This is a genomic window from Streptomyces sp. NPDC053474 (genome assembly GCF_044544845.1).
Taxonomy (GTDB): Bacteria; Actinomycetota; Actinomycetes; order Streptomycetales; family Streptomycetaceae; genus Streptomyces.
This window is the reverse complement of sequence record NZ_JBITXV010000014.1, coordinates 195771-212238: the sequence shown is the minus strand read 5'-3', so window position 1 is coordinate 212238 and position 16468 is coordinate 195771. Positions and strand designations below refer to the sequence as shown.

At 73.4% G+C, this 16468-nt stretch carries 16 protein-coding genes; 13 read left to right on the top strand and 3 right to left on the bottom strand.

Translation table 11 applies throughout. The annotated features are described in order from the left end of the window. Positions 1-151: 151 nt before the first annotated feature. The gene (locus ACIG3E_RS30560; RefSeq protein ID WP_399622796.1) at positions 152-877 is read right to left on the bottom strand and encodes a FadR/GntR family transcriptional regulator; all 726 of its coding nucleotides are present in this window, start codon (positions 875-877) and stop codon (positions 152-154) included. Positions 878-955: 78 nt separating this feature from the next. Between ACIG3E_RS30560 and ACIG3E_RS30555 the strand changes: the two genes are divergently transcribed. From ACIG3E_RS30555 to ACIG3E_RS30530, 6 genes are all read left to right on the top strand, one after another. Further along, the gene (locus ACIG3E_RS30555) at positions 956-2320 is read left to right on the top strand and encodes a glutamine synthetase family protein (protein WP_399622795.1); all 1365 of its coding nucleotides are present in this window, start codon (positions 956-958) and stop codon (positions 2318-2320) included. Between the two features lie 8 nt (positions 2321-2328). Further along, positions 2329-3699, top strand: a complete 1371-nt coding sequence (locus ACIG3E_RS30550) for an aldehyde dehydrogenase family protein (protein ID WP_399622794.1) — start codon at positions 2329-2331, stop codon at positions 3697-3699. Further along, positions 3696-4478, top strand: a complete 783-nt coding sequence (locus tag ACIG3E_RS30545) for a 3-oxoacyl-ACP reductase (RefSeq protein ID WP_399622793.1) — start codon at positions 3696-3698, stop codon at positions 4476-4478. Before ACIG3E_RS30550 ends, ACIG3E_RS30545 begins: the two co-directional genes overlap by 4 nt. A gap of 77 nt (positions 4479-4555) precedes the next feature. Beyond that, on the top strand, positions 4556-5860 hold the full coding sequence (locus ACIG3E_RS30540; RefSeq protein ID WP_399622792.1) for an HAD family hydrolase: 1305 nt from the start codon (positions 4556-4558) through the stop codon (positions 5858-5860). 22 nt (positions 5861-5882) lie between these two features. Then, positions 5883-7181 carry a haloacid dehalogenase-like hydrolase gene (locus ACIG3E_RS30535; RefSeq protein ID WP_399622791.1) on the top strand — a complete coding sequence of 433 codons (1299 nt, stop codon included), beginning with the start codon at positions 5883-5885 and terminating at the stop codon, positions 7179-7181. Positions 7182-7234: 53 nt separating this feature from the next. Then, entirely contained in the window at positions 7235-8176 is a 942-nt protein-coding gene (locus tag ACIG3E_RS30530; RefSeq protein WP_399622790.1) for a DUF2510 domain-containing protein, read from the top strand. Positions 8177-8216: 40 nt separating this feature from the next. Here ACIG3E_RS30530 and ACIG3E_RS30525 read toward each other — a convergent pair whose 3' ends face one another. Next, positions 8217-9443, bottom strand: coding sequence for an amino acid deaminase/aldolase (locus ACIG3E_RS30525; RefSeq protein WP_399622789.1), 1227 nt, complete (start codon positions 9441-9443; stop codon positions 8217-8219). A 579-nt stretch (positions 9444-10022) separates the two neighbouring features. Here ACIG3E_RS30525 and ACIG3E_RS30520 point away from each other — a divergent pair. The 3 genes from ACIG3E_RS30520 to ACIG3E_RS30510 all read left to right on the top strand — a co-directional run bounded on the left by ACIG3E_RS30520 (position 10023) and on the right by ACIG3E_RS30510 (position 13234). After that, on the top strand, positions 10023-11204 hold the full coding sequence (locus ACIG3E_RS30520; RefSeq protein WP_399622788.1) for a hypothetical protein: 1182 nt from the start codon (positions 10023-10025) through the stop codon (positions 11202-11204). After that, positions 11204-12427 carry a type VII secretion-associated serine protease mycosin gene (gene mycP, locus ACIG3E_RS30515; RefSeq protein ID WP_399622787.1) on the top strand — a complete coding sequence of 408 codons (1224 nt, stop codon included), beginning with the start codon at positions 11204-11206 and terminating at the stop codon, positions 12425-12427. The genes ACIG3E_RS30520 and mycP overlap by 1 nt, the downstream gene beginning before the upstream one ends. A gap of 78 nt (positions 12428-12505) precedes the next feature. Further along, positions 12506-13234: an SseB family protein gene (locus ACIG3E_RS30510; RefSeq protein ID WP_399622786.1), complete on the top strand. Its 729-nt coding sequence runs from the start codon at positions 12506-12508 to the stop codon at positions 13232-13234. A 3-nt stretch (positions 13235-13237) separates the two neighbouring features. Here the strand turns inward: ACIG3E_RS30510 and ACIG3E_RS30505 are convergent, their stop codons facing one another. Next, entirely contained in the window at positions 13238-13627 is a 390-nt protein-coding gene (locus ACIG3E_RS30505; RefSeq protein ID WP_138958661.1) for a DUF1844 domain-containing protein, read from the bottom strand. Positions 13628-13982: 355 nt separating this feature from the next. Between ACIG3E_RS30505 and infC the strand changes: the two genes are divergently transcribed. From infC to ACIG3E_RS30485, 4 genes are all read left to right on the top strand, one after another. Beyond that, positions 13983-14642, top strand: a complete 660-nt coding sequence (gene infC / locus ACIG3E_RS30500) for a translation initiation factor IF-3 (RefSeq protein ID WP_078868995.1) — start codon at positions 13983-13985, stop codon at positions 14640-14642. Positions 14643-14747: 105 nt separating this feature from the next. Continuing rightward, complete coding sequence (gene rpmI / locus ACIG3E_RS30495; protein WP_030560333.1) at positions 14748-14942, top strand: 50S ribosomal protein L35; 195 nt, start codon at positions 14748-14750, stop codon at positions 14940-14942. Positions 14943-15046: 104 nt separating this feature from the next. After that, on the top strand, positions 15047-15430 hold the full coding sequence (rplT, locus tag ACIG3E_RS30490; RefSeq protein ID WP_016642495.1) for a 50S ribosomal protein L20: 384 nt from the start codon (positions 15047-15049) through the stop codon (positions 15428-15430). A gap of 123 nt (positions 15431-15553) precedes the next feature. Beyond that, a complete protein-coding gene (locus ACIG3E_RS30485; protein ID WP_242715700.1) occupies positions 15554-16411 on the top strand; it encodes an RNA methyltransferase in 858 nt (285 codons plus the stop codon). Positions 16412-16468: the final 57 nt, after the last annotated feature.

Below are 16468 nucleotides of genomic sequence, written 5' to 3'. Positions count from 1 at the left end.
GTGTGGAGGCATACCTTCGCGGTGCGGGCGGACAGAAAGCAAGACCTGTGCGTAACGTGCTGGTTAACCGTCCGACCCGCGAAGGGGTACTTGCCCGGCCCGCGAAGGGGCGCTCGTCCGACCCGGGGAGAGGAGCCCGCGCGCCCGTGGCTCAGGTCAAGAATCCCCGCAGCAGCGCCGCCGTGCCCGCGCAGTGCTCGCGCATCATCTCCCGCGCCCCGTCCGCGTCGCCGTCGAGCACGGCCTCCACGAGGGCGGTGTGCTGGCGCTGCGAGTGCTCCAGGTTGCGTACGAGCAGGGGGATGCAGTCGAGCAGGTCGTTGACCGTCGCGCGGACCGCCGCGTACTGCGCGGTGAGCGTGGGGGAGCCGGACAGCTCGGCGAGGGTGAGGTGCAGCAGGGTGTCCAGGCGGCGGTAGTCGGCGAGCGGCGCGTCATGGGTGCGGGCGAGGGCCTCGCGCAGCCGGTCGGCCTGCTCGGCGGTGAGGCCGTGCGCCGCGCACAGGCCCGCCGCGCCCACTTCGAGCACCTCGCGGAAGCGCAGCGCGTCCTCCACGTCCACGTCGGTGACCCGGCGGCGCAGCTCGGCCTCGCCCGGCGCCCCGGCGCGCGGGCGCACGAAGGTGCCGCCGTAGCGCCCGCGCCGCGACTCGACCAGGCCCTGGTCCTGGAGCACCTTCAGGACCTCGCGCAGCGTGACCCGGCTGATGCCGAGCAGATCGGCCAACTCCCGCTCCGCGGGCAGCCGTTCGCCCCCGGGCACCAGGCCGAGGCGGACCACCTGGAGGATCTGCTCCAGGGCCTCCTCGAAGCCGTTGCCCGCCCGGACCGGTCGCAGCACCTGAATGAGGCGGTCCTCGCCCCGCGCGTGGGACATCTGCCCGTACCCCCTTCCCAAGCAATGGTTCTTGCCCATACCTTATGGCCACTCGGCTGACCCAAGGAGGCTTTTCCCGTGGCAGACCGCACACCCCCGCTCGGTGTCGAGGAGCTGCGTGCCCTCGTGGCGAGCGGCGAGATCGACACTGTCGTCCTGGCCTTCCCCGATATGCAAGGGCGGCTCCAGGGCAAGCGGTTCGCCGCCCCGTTCTTCCTGGACGAGGTCCTGGAGCACGGCACGGAGGGCTGCAACTACCTCCTGGCCGTCGACACGGAGATGAACACCGTCGACGGCTACGCGATGTCCTCCTGGGACCGGGGCTACGGCGACTTCGCCATGCGCCCCGACCTCTCCACCCTGCGCCGCCTGCCCTGGCACGAGGGCACCGCGCTGCTCATCGCCGACCTGGCCTGGAACGACGGCTCACCCGTGGTCGCGGCCCCGCGCCAGATCCTGCGCCGCCAGCTGGAGCGGCTCGCCGAGCACGGCTACACCGCGCACGTCGGCACGGAGCTGGAGTTCATCGTCTTCAAGGACACCTACGAACAGGCCTGGGACGCGGGCTACCGGGGCCTGACCCCGGCCAACCAGTACAACATCGACTACTCCGTCCTCGGCACCGGCCGCATCGAGCCGCTCCTGCGCCGCATCCGCAACGAGATGGCGGGCGCGGGCCTGACGGTGGAGTCCGCCAAGGGCGAGTGCAACCCGGGTCAGCACGAGATCGTGTTCCGCTACGACGAGGCCCTCGTCACCTGCGACCAGCACGCGCTGTACAAGACCGGGGCCAAGGAGATCGCCGCGCAGGAGGGCGTGTCGATCACCTTCATGGCGAAGTACAACGAGCGCGAGGGCAACTCCTGTCACATCCACCTCTCGCTCCAGGACGCCGACGGCAACAACGCCATGGCCGGGGACGGCCCCGGCGGCATGTCGCCCGTCATGCGGCACTTCCTCGCGGGCCAGCTGGTGGCGCTGCGCGACTTCAGCCTCCTCTACGCGCCCCACATCAACTCCTACAAGCGCTTCCAGCCCGGCTCCTTCGCGCCGACCGCGGCCGCCTGGGGCTACGACAACCGCACCTGCTCCCTGCGCGTCGTCGGCCACGGCCGCTCGCTGCGCTTCGAGAACCGGCTGCCCGGCGGCGACGTCAACCCGCACCTGGCGGTCGCGGGCCTGGTCGCGGCGGGCCTGTACGGCATCGAGCAGCGCCTCGAACTGCCCGAGGCGTGCACGGGCAACGCCTACACCGCCGACTACGAACACGTCCCGACGACGCTGCGCGAGGCCGCCGAGCTGTGGGAGAACAGCCCCGTCGCCAAGGCCGCGTTCGGCGACGAGGTCGTCGCGCACTACCGCAACATGGCGCGGGTCGAGCTGGCAGCCTTCGACTCCGCGGTGACCGACTGGGAGCTGCGCCGCTCCTTCGAACGCATGTGAGGCACGTCTTGCTCGAACGACTCCAGGTACTGAACCCGGCGACGGAGGGCGTCGTCGCGACGGTCCCCGCCGCGACCCCGGCCGACGTCGACGCGGCCGTCGCCCGCGCCGTCACGGCACAGGCCGCGTGGGCCGCCGTCGCCCCGGCCGACCGGGCGCGCCTGCTGCGCCGATTCGCCGCCGTCATCGACGGCCACATCGAGGAGCTCGCGCGCCTCGAGGTGCGCGAGGCCGGGCACGTCATCGGCAACGCCCGCTGGGAGGCGGGCAACGCCCGGGACCTGTTCGACTACGCGGCGGGCGGCGTCGAGCGCCTCAACGGCCGCCAGATCCCCGTCCCCGGCGGACTCGACGTCACGATCCTCGAACCCCTCGGCGTCATCGGCGTCATCGCGCCCTGGAACTTCCCGATGCCCATCGCCGCCTGGGGCACCGCCCCGGCCCTCGCGGCGGGCAACGCGGTCGTCCTCAAGCCAGCCGAGACCACCCCGCTGACCGCCCTGCGCCTGGCCGAGCTCGCCTTGGCGGCAGGGCTTCCCGAGGGCCTGTTCCAGGTCCTGCCCGGCGAGGGCGCCGTCGCCGGGAACGCGCTCGTCGAGCACCCCGACGTCGCCAAGATCGTCTTCACCGGCTCCACCCGCGTCGGCCAGCAGATCATGGCCAAGTGCGCGGACCGCGTGAAGCGCGTGACCCTCGAACTCGGCGGCAAGAGCCCCAACATCGTCTTCGCCGACGCCGACGTGGAGGCCGCCGCCCTCGCCGCGCCCGGCTCCTTCCTCGACAACTCGGGCCAGGACTGCTGCGCCCGCACCCGCGTCCTCGTGCAGCGCTCCGTGTACGACCGCTTCGTCGAGCTCCTGACGCCCCTGGTCGAGTCGTACGTCGTCGGCGACCCGGCCGACGAGAAGACCCAGATGGGCCCGCTGATCTCCCGGGCCCAGCTGGACCGGGTGCGCTCCTACGTGCCCGCGGGCGCGGGCATCCGCGGCAGCGCCCCCGAAGGGCCCGGGTTCTGGTTCCCGCCGACCGTCCTCACCGACGCGGGGCCGACGTCGCCGGTCGCCGTCGAAGAGGTCTTCGGCCCGGTCGCGGTCGTGCTGCCCTTCGAGGACGAGGCCGAGGCGGTCCGCCTCGCCAACGCCACCGAGTACGGCCTCTCGGGCTCGATCTGGACCCGGGACGTGGGCCGGGCGCTGCGCGTGTCCCAGGCCGTGCGGGCGGGCAACCTGTCCGTCAACTCGCACTCCAGCGTGCGCTATTGGACCCCCTTCGGCGGCTACGGCCAGTCCGGGCTCGGGCGCGAGCTCGGCCCGGACGCGCTCGCCGCCTTCACCGAAACCAAGAACGTCTTCATCAGCACGGAAGGGCCCGCCCAGTGACCGAAGAGATTGTCTGCCGCCGCCTCGTCGGCCGTACCGCCGTCATCACCGGCGCCGGCAGCGGCATCGGCCTCGCCACCGCACGGCGTCTGGCCTCCGAGGGCGCGCACGTGGTGTGCGGCGACATCGACGACACCGCGGGCAAGAAGGCCGCCGAGGAGGTGGGCGGGACGTACGTGAAGGTCGACGTCACCGACCCCGAGCAGGTCGAGGCCCTGTTCAAGACGGCGTACGACACCTACGGCTCGGTCGACATCGCCTTCAACAACGCGGGCATCTCGCCGCCCGACGACGACTCCATCCTGGACACCGGCCTGGAGGCCTGGAAGCGCGTCCAGGAGGTCAACCTCACCTCCGTGTACCTGTGCTGCAAGGCCGCCATCCCCTACATGCGGCGCCAGGGCCGGGGCTCCATCATCAACACGGCCTCCTTCGTGGCCCGGATGGGCGCCGCGACCTCGCAGATCTCGTACACCGCGTCCAAGGGCGGCGTGCTCGCGATGTCCCGCGAGCTGGGCGTGCAGTTCGCCCGCGAGGGCATCCGCGTGAACGCGCTGTGCCCGGGCCCGGTGAACACCCCGCTGCTCCAGGAGCTGTTCGCCAAGGACCCCGAGCGCGCCGCGCGCCGCCTCGTGCACATCCCGGTGGGCCGCTTCGCCGAGGCCGAGGAGATCGCCGCCGCGGTCGCCTTCCTCGCCAGCGACGACTCCGCGTTCGTGAACGCCACGGACTTCCTCGTCGACGGCGGCATCTCCGGGGCGTACGTCACGCCCCAGTAGTTCACCCAGAGGCCACCCACCGATCAGCCGGGCGTCGTCAGGCGCCCGGCTGACCTGCGTAGACAGGCACCGTGTTCATGAAGATCAAGCATCGCTGGTACGCGGCGGCCGCCGCCCTCGCCGTCGCCGGGACGGGCCTCGCCACCACCGCCCAGGCCGCCCCGGCCCCCCGCGCCGCGCACGGCACCGCCGCCGCGAAGTGCCCCGCCCTCACCGTCTCGAAGGGCTGGTACGGCGACAACAAGGACCGCCTCCAGCGCATGCTGGACACCTACGGCCGCTGCGGCGACGCGTACGACAAGCGCCACAAGCCCCTCGCCGTCTTCGACTGGGACAACACGGTCATCAAGAACGACGTGGGCGACGCCACCCTGTTCTGGATGCTGCGCCACGACAAGATACGCACCCCCGAGCGCGGCGACTGGCGCACCACGAGCCGCTATCTCACCGCGCCCGCCGCCAAGGCCCTCCGCAAGGCCTGCCCGGCCACCGGCCGCACCCTGCCCACGAGCACGGACACCGCCTGCGCCGACGAGATCGCCGCCGTGTACGGCGAGGGCACCACGACCACCGGCAAGGAGGCCTTCGCGGGCTTCGACCACCGCCGCATGGAGCCCCAGTACGCCTGGCTCGCCCAGCTCCTGCGCGGCTGGAGCCCCGCCCGCGTCAAGGACTTCGCGGCCGCGGCGCGCAAGGAGAACCTCGCCGCGCCCATCGGCACCGAACAGCGGGTCGGCAGCGGCAAGGCCACCGGCTGGGCCCGCTACTACGACCAGCAGCGCGATCTGATCCGCACCCTCAAGAAGGCCGGGTTCGACACCTACGTCGTCTCCGCCTCGCCCGAGCCCGTCGCCGAGGTCTGGGCGAAGGGCGTCGGCCTCGACGCCCGGCACACCCTCGGCATCCGCAACGTCACCCGCGAGGGCCGCCTCACCGCCCGCCTCAAGGGCTGCGGCTCCGTCCCGGACGGCGCCGACTCGATGATCACGTACATCGACGGCAAGCGCTGCGCCATCAACGAGCGGATCCTCGGCGTGCGCGGCAAGGCCGCCGAGCAGGTCCAACCGGCCGCCAAGCGCCAGGTGTTCGCCGCGGGCGACTCCGACACCGACGTCTCCTTCCTGCGCGACGCCACCGGCCTCAGGCTCGTCCTGAACCGCAACAAGACCGAGCTGATGTGCCGCGCCTACGACAACGGCGACCGGCGCTGGCTGATCAACCCCATGTTCATCGAGCCCAAGGGCAAGCAGCCCGCGCCCTATCCGTGCGCCACCACCGGCTACACCGGCCGGGACGGCACGAAGGCCCCGGTGCGCCGCGCGGACGGATCGGTCATCAAGGATCAACAGGACACGGTGTACGGGGGTTCAACGACCTCGTAGGACTGCTGTACCGTCCACGCACATGCGTAACAGAAACATTCTGGCGCTGACGCTGGCCTCGGCCGCCACCCTGGTGGCCGGGCCCGTCACGCTTCCCGCTGCCGCCGCCACGGCCGCGCCCGCGTCGCACCCCGGCGCCCACTGTCCCCAGCTCTCGAAGAAGCTCACCTGGTACGGCGACAACCGCGCCCGGCTGCAGAAGGTCATCGACGAGCGGGGCACCTGCTCCAACCCGCACCTCGGCCACGGCCAGAAGCGCCCCGTCGCCGCCTTCGACTGGGACAACACCGTCGTCAAGAACGACGTCACCGACGCCACCATCAGCTGGGCGCTGCGGCACGACAAGATCCTGCGCCCCAAGAGCTGGAAGTCCTCCAGCAAGTGGATGACGGCCGCGGGCCACCGCGCCCTCACCAAGGCCTGCGGCACCACCGTGCCCGTCGGCAAGCCGCTGCCCACCTCCACCAACACCGCCTGCGCCGACGAGATCCTCCAGATCCGCGAGGACGGCACCACGATGAGCGGCGCCGCCGCCTTCGCCGGGACCTGGCACCACCGCCGCACCGTCCCGCAGTACGCCTGGGTGCCCCAGCTCTTCGCGGGACACACCGTCAAGGAGGTGGAGACATACGCGAGGAAGGCCCGCACGGAGGCCCTCGCCGCGCCCGTCGGCACCACCCGCACCATCGGCAGCCACACCGTGCCCGGCTACGCGCGCTACTACGACCAGCAGCGCGACCTGATCCGCACCCTGAAGAAGGCCGGATTCGACGTCTACATCGTCTCCGCGGGCTCCGAGCCCGTCGCCGAGGTGTGGTCGCGCGGCGTGGGCATCGACCGGAAGCACACCATCGCGATCCGCTCCGTCCTGGACCGCAAGGGCCGCATCACCACCTGGAACCAGGGCTGCGGCGGCGTCGGCGTCAACAAGGGCGACGTCATCCCGTACATCGACGGCAAGCGCTGCTTCATCAACCAGGAGATCTACAAGGTCAAGGGCAAGAAGGCCTGGGACAAGCAGCGCTGGAGCAAGCGCATCGCGGTCGGCGGCGGGGACGCCGACACCGACGTGACGTTCGTCGGCGACGCCACCGGCGCGCACCTCGTGCTGAACCGCAACAAGGGCGAGTTCATGTGCCGCGCGTACGACAACGCCGACGGCCGCTGGGTCGTGAACCCCATGTTCATCGAGCCGCTGCCGCAGAAGCCGGGCACCTACCCGTGCGCGACCGCCGCGTACAACGAGCCCGACGGGCGCAAGGGACCCGTCCTGCGCGAGGACGGCTCGGTGGTCCCCGACCAGCGGGACAGCGTCTACTGACCGTGTGACCGGCTGGTTGTACCGGCCGGCGCGCCACGTCCTAGAGTGCCGGGATGAGCATGTCGCCTCCGCCCGGCTGGTACCCGGACCCGTCCCGACCCGCCGTCGAGCGCTGGTGGGACGGGTCCGCGTGGACCGAGCACCGGCGCACGCCCGAGGCCACGGTCCACCTGGGCCAGGCACGGCCCGGCCCCGCCGCCACCGTGGTGCGGCCGGTGCCCGCGCGCACCGGCGGGCGCCGCGCCCGGGCCGTCGCGCTCGGCGCGGCCGGGGCGGTCCTCGTCGCCTCGATCGTCACCGGCTTCCTGGTCCTCCAGGACGACGACGGCGACCCCACGGCCGGGCCCGCGCCCACCGCACCGGCGCCGGAGGAGCCGACCCCCACCTCCGCCTCGCCCACCGCCTCGCCGTCCGCCACCGAGGACCCGGACATCCTCACCGACGAGCTCAACGGCATCACCCTGCCCGTCCCCGACGGCTGGGAGAAGGCCGACCACACCGTCGGCGACGAGCTGACCCTGCAGACGCCGAACACCTACGACTGCCCCGGCGACCCCGGCTTCTGCCGCCACGGCACGATCACCACGCGGACGGTGACCGGCACCGACGAGCGCTCGCCGCAGAAGCTCGCCCGGCGCGACATCAAGGACGCCGCCGACGCCGCGTACGACCACGACGCGCTCGACCGCGAGCCGTTCGGCGGCATCACCCGGCACGCCCAGGTCAAGAGCGGCACCGTCGCGGTCGCGGGCCGCGGCGGCTACTTCGTACGGTGGCGCGTCCACACCGAGAAGGGGCCCGGCGGCTACGTGCAGTCCCTCGCGTTCCCCTCCAGCACCGGCTCCGAGGCCATGGTCATCGTCCGCGTCAGCATCGACGCGGCGGACGGCGCGCCCCCGCTGTCCGACATCGACGAGCTCGTCGACGGGATCAGGCCCATCGGGGACAGCGCCACGGGCGGGGGAGTGGGCAGCAGCGTGGGCCCGACGCCGTAGACCGGGCCTCACGGGCGCAGGCCTTCACGGCTTCACGGCTTCACAGGAAGGTGTGGCCCTCGCCCCGGTACGTCGGCACGGTCTCCGTCACCCGGTCGCCCACGACCAGGTGCAGCTCCGCGAACCGCTCGCACAGCTCACCGGCCTTGGCGTGCCGGAACCACACCTTGTCACCGATCCGCAGATCGTCCGCGGCGGACCCGAGCAGCGGCGTCTGCACCTCGCCCGCGCCCTCCTGGCCGGAGTACCGCAGCCCCTGGGGCAGATACGGCACCGGCGACCGGTCCGCGCCCGCGACCCCCGACGCCGGATAGCCGCCGCCGAGCACCGTCACCACGCCCCGGCCCGGCCTGCGCACGACCGGCTGCGCGAAGAGGGCCGCGGGGCGCCCGCTGAACGACGTGTAGTGGTCGAACAGGCGCGGCACGTACAGGCCCGATCCGGCCGCCACCTCCGTGACCACGTCCTCGGCCGCCGTGTGCTGCACGCTGCCGGTGCCGCCGCCGTTCACGAACTCCAGACCGGGCACGGCGTCCCGCACCGCCCGGATCGTCTCCGCGCGCCGGGCCGCCAGCTCCCTGCGCGCGGTGGACTGCATGAGCCGCACCGCCCGGGACTTGGCGGGGTGCCCCGCGACGGAGTCCCCGACCCCCGCGACGTGCCCCTCGTACGCCATGACGCCGACGAGCCGGAAGCCAGGCCTGCGCGCGATCGCCCGGGCGAGGGCGGCGACCTGGGTGGGCTCGTGCAGCGGGGAGCGCCGCGTGCCGATCCGCACCCGCCCGCCGAGCAGCCTCAGGGAGGTGTCCAACTCCAGGCACACGCGCACCACTTCGCGGCCGCCACCGCGCGCCTCCTCGATGAGCCGCAGCTGCGCCGGGTCGTCCACCATCACCGTCACGGCCGCCGCCAGCTTCGGATCGGCCGCGAGCTCGGCGAAGGCGGCGCGGTCCGCCGAGGGGTACGCGAGCAGGACGTCGTCGAAGCCGGAGCGCGCCAGCCACAGCGACTCCGCGAGCGTGAACGACATGATCCCCGCGAACCCGTCCCGCGCGAGGACCCGTTCCAGCAGGGCCCGGCACCGCACCGACTTGCTCGCGACCCGGACGGGTTTCCCGCCCGCCCGGCGCGTCAGGTCGTCGGCGTTGGCGTCGAACGCGGTCAGATCGACGAGCGCGAGCGGCGCGTCGAGATGTGCGGTGGCCCGGTCGTAACGGGCCCGGTCCGCGGTCCTGTCTCCGGTGAAGTCAGCGGCTCCGCCTGTCATGGGCGCAGCCTGCCAGACACGGCTACCCGAGGGTAGGGGGACGTTCCGGGCAGATCGCCCGTGGCCTGGACTGGGTTCCCGTGGGGCTCATGTCAACCCGTAAAGTGACGCGCACGCAGGGAGCGCGCGACGCGACGGAACGGGGGGTGCATGAGCACGGAGGCGCGACGGCCCCCCGTCCCCCCACGTTCCGGTACGCCACCACGGCCGCCGACCAAGCCCCATGGCGCCGCCGCCCCTGCTGCCCCTGCCGCCCCTGGTGCCCCTGCCGCCCTCGGCGCCCCGGCCGCTCCCGCCGAGCCCGTCTCCCCGGCCCCGACCGCGCCCGGGATACGGCTGCCAGCCAGGCCCCATGACACCCCCGACGCCCTCGGCGCCCCGGCCGAGCCCGTCCCCCCGGCCCCGGCGTCCGCCCCGGCTCCGGCGTCCGCCCCGGCCGCTCCCCCCACTTCGGCGGAGCCGCCCCCACCCCCGGCGAGCGCCCGCTTCCCCGACGCGCGCCCCCCTGCGGTCGTCCCCCCGCGCCCGTCCCCGGACGCCCTCACGCCCCCCTCTCTCCCGCCCGAACACGCGGCCGCGGTGGCGGACTTGCTCGCGCCCTTCGACCGGGCCGCGGCGGACCGGGTCGCGTCGGGCCAGGCCACGGCCGTCGAGGCAGAGGCGGCCGGGGCGGACACCGGCACGGATGCCGGGACGGACGCTCGTACGGACACCGGGACGGATGCCGGGACGGACGCCCGTACGAATAGCGGGACGGACATCCGTACGGGCACCAGGACGGGCGCAGCGAGCGCCGAGGGCCCCGCCGGGGCGAGCCGCGCCACCGCCGAACCCGCGACCCCCTCCACCGCCGACGTCGAGGACGCCCCGCCCCCGCCCGCCTCCGCCCGCCTCCCGGACGAGCCCCCCGCCGCCCCGGCGCGTCCCGACGCGCACCGGCCGTTCGTGTTCTTCGCGCGGCCCGCCCTGGACGACGGCACCACCACCCGGCCGCGCCCCCTCGCGGCCTGGCTGCGGCCCCGCGCGGCCGCCGCCGCGGCCTGTGCCGTCCTCGGGCTCGGGCTCATCGGCGGTGCCGTGACCGGGAGTTGGCTGACCGGCGAGTCCGACGCGGCGGGCAGCTCCCGCTCCACCTACGCCACCGCGGGGGCGCTCTGGCACAGCCTGCCCGTCGACGTCCTGTTCCCGCCCGCCATCAAGGGTGGGGGCGCGGGCCCCGGCGGCGCCGACCGGGTCTGGAACCGCGTCGCCGTCGCCCCCGACAGCGGCTGCGCCAAGGCCTTCGACCCGCTGCTGCGCAAGGCGCTCGCCCCCGTGGGCTGCCAGCGCCTGCTGCGGGCCACCTACACCGACGCCACGAAGAGCCACCTCACCACCGTGGGCCTGCTGTTCACCAAGGCGGACGCCGCCGCCATGCACGCGCTGCGCACCCGCTTCGGCCAGGAGGGCCTGGACCGGCGCACCGACCTGATGCCCCGCGCGTACGCCGCCCCGGGCACCCCCGCCGCGCACTTCGGCGACGCGCAGCGGGCCACCTGGACCCTGTCGGTCCTGCCCGACGCGCCCGTCGTCGCCTACGCCGTCTCCGGGTTCGCCGACGGCCGCGCCGTCACCGAGCCCGAACCCGCCGCCGACGCCATGAGGGCGGGCGCCGCCTCCGCCCCCGCCCAGGCGGGCCTCGGCCACGACGCCAAGGGCATCGCCGACCGCGTCGAGCGCAGCCTGCGCAAGACCGCCAGCGCGGCCCCGGAGACCTCCTGATGAGCACGCCGAGCACACCGAGCACGCAGGGCACACCGGGCCGGGAGCGGCCGACGCGGTGGCACGCGCCTGCCGCCGCCGCCCTCGCCGGAGCCCTGGCGCTGCTGCCCGCCGCCCCCGCCCGTGCCGACGACGGCATCCGCGCCCAGCAGTGGGCCCTCGACGCCATGGGCACCGGCCAGGCGTGGCGTACCACCAAGGGCGAGGGCGTCACCGTGGCGGTCCTCGACACCGGGGTCGACGGCACCCACCCCGACCTCAGGGGCAGCGTCCTGCCCGGCAAGGACATGGTGGGCTTCGGCGCCCGGCGCGGCGACCGGACCTGGGCCCGGCACGGCACCGCCATGGCCGGGATCATCGCCGGGCACGGCCACGGCGAGGGCCGCGGCGACGGCGTGCTCGGCATCGCCCCCGGGGCCAGGATCCTGCCGGTGCGCGTGATCCTGGAGGACGGCGACCCGGCCCGCAGGAAGGCACGCCAGTCGCGCGGCAACGCCCTCGCCGAAGGCATCCGCTGGGCCGCCGACCACGGCGCCGACGTCATCAACCTCTCCCTCGGCGACGACTCCAAGTCCGCGCACCCCGAGCCCAGCGAGGACGCCGCCGTCCAGTACGCCCTCAAGAAGGGCGCCGTCGTCGTCGCGTCGGCGGGCAACGGCGGTGAGCGCGGCGACCACGTCTCCTACCCCGCCGCCTACCCGGGCGTGATCGTCGCGACGGCCGTCGACGAGAACGGGGCGCGGGCCTCCTTCTCCACCCGCCGCTGGTACGCCACGGTCAGCGCCCCCGGCGACGACATCGTCATCGCCGACCCCGACCGCAAGTACTACGAGGGCTGGGGCACCAGCGCCGCCTCCGCCTTCGTCTCCGGCGCCGTCGCCCTGATCCGGGCCGCCCGCCCCGGCCTCTCCCCGGCGCAGGTCAAGCGGCTCCTCCAGGACACTGCCCAGGACGCCCCCGCGGGCGGCCGCGACGACTCCCGCGGCTTCGGCCTCATCGACCCCGTGGCCGCCCTCGGCCGCGCCGCCGGACTCAAGCCGGACTCCCTGCGGGCCAGGGCCCACGGCGGGACGTACGCCAAGAAGTACTTCGGCCCGGGCCCCGACGAGGCGCGGGACGACGCCACGTCATCGGGCTGGCTGGGCCCCGTGGCCGCGGCCGCGGGCGTGGCCCTGCTCGCGGCGGCGGCCTACCTCTGGCGAGGCCGCCCGCGCCGCCGCTGAGCCGCGCTTCGCGGCGCCGAGGAACGGGCGGGTGGGTGGGCGACTCCCGCCGCGAAGCGGCGGGCTACTGTCGACGACGTGCAGACAAAGAACATCCCTGACCCCGGCTTCTCCGACGACGACGGCTCCGCGGCTCCAGAGCTGCGCGCGGCCCTGGAGGCGTGGTCCGAGGACAGGACCGCCCACGGCCCGGTCCTGAAGGCCCTGGCGACAGCCAGGCTCCTCGTGCCGGTCGTCGCCGTCCTTGGCGAGGTCGAAGAGGACGAGAACGGACTGCGCCGGGAGAAGACGAGCGACATGGCGGTGCCCACGCTCAAGGCGGGCAAGCGCACCGCGCTGCCCGCCTTCACCTCCACCGAGGCCCTCGCCCTGTGGGACCCGGCCGCCCGCCCCGTCGCCGTACCGCTGCACCAGGCCCTCCAGGCGGCCGCCCACGAGAAGGCCGACACGATCGTCCTCGACCTCGCGGGCCCCGTCCCCTACGAGCTGAACCGCGCCGCGCTCATCGCCCTCGCCGAGGGCCGCCACAGCGCCGACGCGCTCACCGACCCGGCCGTGCGGGAGGCCGTGCGCGCCGCGGTCGCCGCCGAGCCCGCCGTGCTCCGCGCCCACCTCGGCCCGGGCACGGCCGACGGCACCCTCGCCCTGGTCCTCGCCCCGGGCGCCGCCCCGGCCGACACCGCCCGGCGCCTGGCCGAGGCCCTCGCCGCCGACGAAACACTGAGGGCCCGCCTGGTGCGCGGCCTCGACCTGGCACTGCTGCCGGCCGAGGCGACGCCACCGGGCGAGCCCCTCTACGTACGCTGACGGCTAGCCGAACACCGGCCCCGTGTACTTCTCGCCAGGGCCCTGCCCCGGCGCGTCCGGCACCACGGAGGACTCGCGGAACGCCAGCTGCAGCGACTTCAGGCCGTCCCGCAGCGGAGCCGCGTGGAAGGAGCTGACCTCCGTGGCGCTCGCGTCCAGCAGACCGGCCAGGGCCTGGATGAGCTTGCGGGCCTCGTCCAGGTCCTTGTGGGTCTCGCCCTCCTCGGCCAGGCCCAGGTTCACCGCCGCCGCGCTCATCAGGTGCACCGCGACCGTCGTGATCACCTCGACTGCGGGCACGTCCGCGATGTCGCGGGTCATGGCGTCGAAGTCGGGGCTCTCGGCGGAGGCGGCCGAAGGGGTCGGGGAGGGCGTGGGGCTTGTGTCACTCATGTCCCACACCCTAGAGCCGCCCGCGAGCCGTTAGCCCCACCCCCCGGGACCTGCTAACCTTGGGTGACGACCGGCCGGACGCCCACGGATGACCGAGGGATCCGGCCCACAAGTGGAGGCTCCGAACTCCCACCTGGCCGCTCCTTGAGCGGCGGGTCACCGGTCAGGCGGACCGCACCGAGCGTGTGGACCCGCCCGATGCGCCCCGTGGTCACCATGGAGGTGCTCCGGTAGTTGTGTGGAGCCCCGCTGTGACCAGCCGGGGCATTTTTTGTGCCCCCGACGGGTTGGTCGAGAAAACAGACGTTACGCGGCTGTCCGCCAGACCGTCGCGTGGTGCTACCGAGGAGGATCCATCAGCGCCGAGCCCCGCATCAACGACCGGATTCGCGTTCCCGAGGTGCGACTTGTCGGTCCCAGCGGCGAGCAGGTCGGGATTGTCCCGCTTGCCAAGGCCCTGGAGCTTGCGCAGGAGTACGACCTGGACCTGGTCGAGGTCGCGGCGAACGCCCGTCCGCCCGTGTGCAAGCTCATGGACTACGGGAAGTTCAAGTACGAGTCGGCCATGAAGGCCCGTGAGGCGCGCAAGAACCAGGCGCACACGGTCATCAAGGAGATGAAGCTCCGGCCGAAGATCGACCCGCACGACTACGACACCAAGAAGGGTCACGTCGTCCGGTTCCTCAAGCAGGGCGACAAGGTCAAGATCACGATCATGTTCCGTGGTCGCGAGCAGTCCCGGCCGGAGCTCGGCTACCGACTGCTGCAGCGCCTCGCCGAGGACGTCCAGGACCTCGGGTTCATCGAGTCGAACCCGAAGCAGGACGGCCGCAACATGATCATGGTCCTCGGTCCGCACAAGAAGAAGACCGAGGCGATGGCCGAGGCCCGTGAGGCCCAGGCGGCCCGCAAGGCGGACGCGAAGGCCAACCCCGGCAAGTCGCAGAACGCCGCCGAGGGCGAGCTTTCCGAGGCTCCCGCCGAGGCCCCGGCCGAGGCCCCCGCCGAGGCCTGATCCCCGGACGCGAGTCCAGGGATGCCAACCGAACACATGACGCTCCCGGATGCCCGGTTTCGCGACCGGGCATCGGAGCGCCACTGACGAGGAGAGAACGGCGCTATGCCGAAGAACAAGACGCACAGCGGTGCCAGCAAGCGCTTCAAGATCACCGGCTCCGGCAAGGTGCTCCGCGAGCGCGCCGGCAAGCGCCACCTGCTCGAGCACAAGTCGTCCCGTCTGACGCGTCGCCTCACCGGCAACGCCGAGATGGCCCCGGGCGACGCCAAGAAGATCAAGAAGCTTCTCGGCAAGTGACGTCGCGACCCCCGGTGACGGGGGTCACGCGACGCCAGGACCGGGACATCAGTCGAATCGGGCCGTGTGACGACCACCACGGCCCCGCTACAAGGAGTTAACAAGTGGCACGCGTCAAGCGGGCAGTCAACGCCCACAAGAAGCGTCGGGCGATCCTCGAGCAGGCCAGCGGCTACCGCGGCCAGCGGTCGCGCCTGTACCGCAAGGCGAAGGAGCAGGTCACCCACTCCCTCGTCTACAACTACAACGACCGCAAGAAGCGCAAGGGCGACTTCCGTCAGCTGTGGATCCAGCGCATCAACGCCGCTGCCCGCGCCAACGGCATCACCTACAACCGCTTCATCCAGGGTCTGAAGGCCGCCAACATCGAGGTGGACCGCAAGATCCTGGCCGAGCTGGCCGTCAACGACGCCAACGCCTTCGCGGCGCTCGTCGAGGTCGCGCAGAAGGCGCTGCCGTCCGACGTCAACGCCCCCAAGGCCGCGTGACGTCGCACTGAGCTCGAACCGTGACTGGACCCGCAGGCGCTCTGAGCCTGCGGGTCCAGTCGCGTTCGGCCCGCCCGCGCGGCGCTCCCGTCCCCCTCACCCCGTACAGCTGAAAGCGACTTGATGGCACACGGTCCCGAACTGATCTCCCCGCGTTCGCCGCGCGTCAGTGGCGCGCGGCGGCTTGGCAAGCGGAACTTCCGGGGGAAGGAGCGGCTCTTCCTCGCGGAGGGACCGCAGGCGGTCCGGGAGGCGGCCGGGCACCGCGGCGGCGGACAGGCCACGCTCGTGGAGCTGTTCACGACCGTCGAGGCCGCCGAGCGGTACGCGGACATCGTGGCGGACGCGCGCGCCGCCGGGGCACGGGTGCACCTCGCCGACGAGAGCGTGATCGCCGACATCTCGACCACCGTCACCCCGCAGGGGCTCGTCGGGGTGTGCCGCTTCCTCGACGTGCCGTTCGAGGAGATCCTCGCCGGTCGCCCCAAGCTGGTGGCCGTGCTCGCGCACGTACGCGACCCCGGGAACGCGGGCACCGTGCTGCGCTGCGCGGACGCCGCGGGCGCCGACGCGGTGGTGCTCACCGACGCGTCCGTGGACCTGTACAACCCCAAGGCGGTGCGCGCCTCCGTCGGCTCGCACTTCCATCTGCCGGTGGCCGTGGGCGTCCCCGTCGAGCAGGCCGTACGCGGCCTGAAGGCGGCGGGCGTACGCGTCCTCGCCGCGGACGGCGCGGGCGAGGACGACCTGGACGCCGAGCTCGACCAGGGCACCATGGGCACCGAGACCGCCTGGATCTTCGGCAACGAGGCCTGGGGGCTGCCGGAGGAGACCCGCGCACTCGCCGACGCCGTGGTGCGTGTTCCGATCCACGGCAGCGCGGAGAGCCTGAACCTCGCGACCGCGGCAGCCGTATGCCTCTATGCGTCCGCCCGTGCACAGCGTGCCGCCGGAGGGTGCCGCTCCGTCACCCCCGGCTAGTAGTGTGTCGGGCTCGGGGGCCCACTGCGCCAGCTCCGAGAGGCGGGGATAAGGGGA

Excerpts from the sequence above, each read along its gene's own strand:
- ACIG3E_RS30560 (WP_399622796.1), bottom strand. The coding sequence starts at position 877 with ATGTCCCACGCGCGGGGCGAGGACCGCCTCATTCAGGTGCTGCGACCG.
- ACIG3E_RS30540 (WP_399622792.1), top strand. The coding sequence starts at position 4,556 with ATGAAGATCAAGCATCGCTGGTACGCGGCGGCCGCCGCCCTCGCCGTC.
- ACIG3E_RS30535 (WP_399622791.1), top strand. The coding sequence starts at position 5,883 with ATGCGTAACAGAAACATTCTGGCGCTGACGCTGGCCTCGGCCGCCACC.
- ACIG3E_RS30530 (WP_399622790.1), top strand. The coding sequence starts at position 7,235 with ATGAGCATGTCGCCTCCGCCCGGCTGGTACCCGGACCCGTCCCGACCC.
- ACIG3E_RS30525 (WP_399622789.1), bottom strand. The coding sequence starts at position 9,443 with ATGACAGGCGGAGCCGCTGACTTCACCGGAGACAGGACCGCGGACCGG.
- mycP (WP_399622787.1), top strand. The coding sequence starts at position 11,204 with ATGAGCACGCCGAGCACACCGAGCACGCAGGGCACACCGGGCCGGGAG.
- ACIG3E_RS30505 (WP_138958661.1), bottom strand. The coding sequence starts at position 13,627 with ATGAGTGACACAAGCCCCACGCCCTCCCCGACCCCTTCGGCCGCCTCC.
- rpmI (WP_030560333.1), top strand. The coding sequence starts at position 14,748 with ATGCCGAAGAACAAGACGCACAGCGGTGCCAGCAAGCGCTTCAAGATC.
- ACIG3E_RS30485 (WP_242715700.1), top strand. The coding sequence starts at position 15,554 with ATGGCACACGGTCCCGAACTGATCTCCCCGCGTTCGCCGCGCGTCAGT.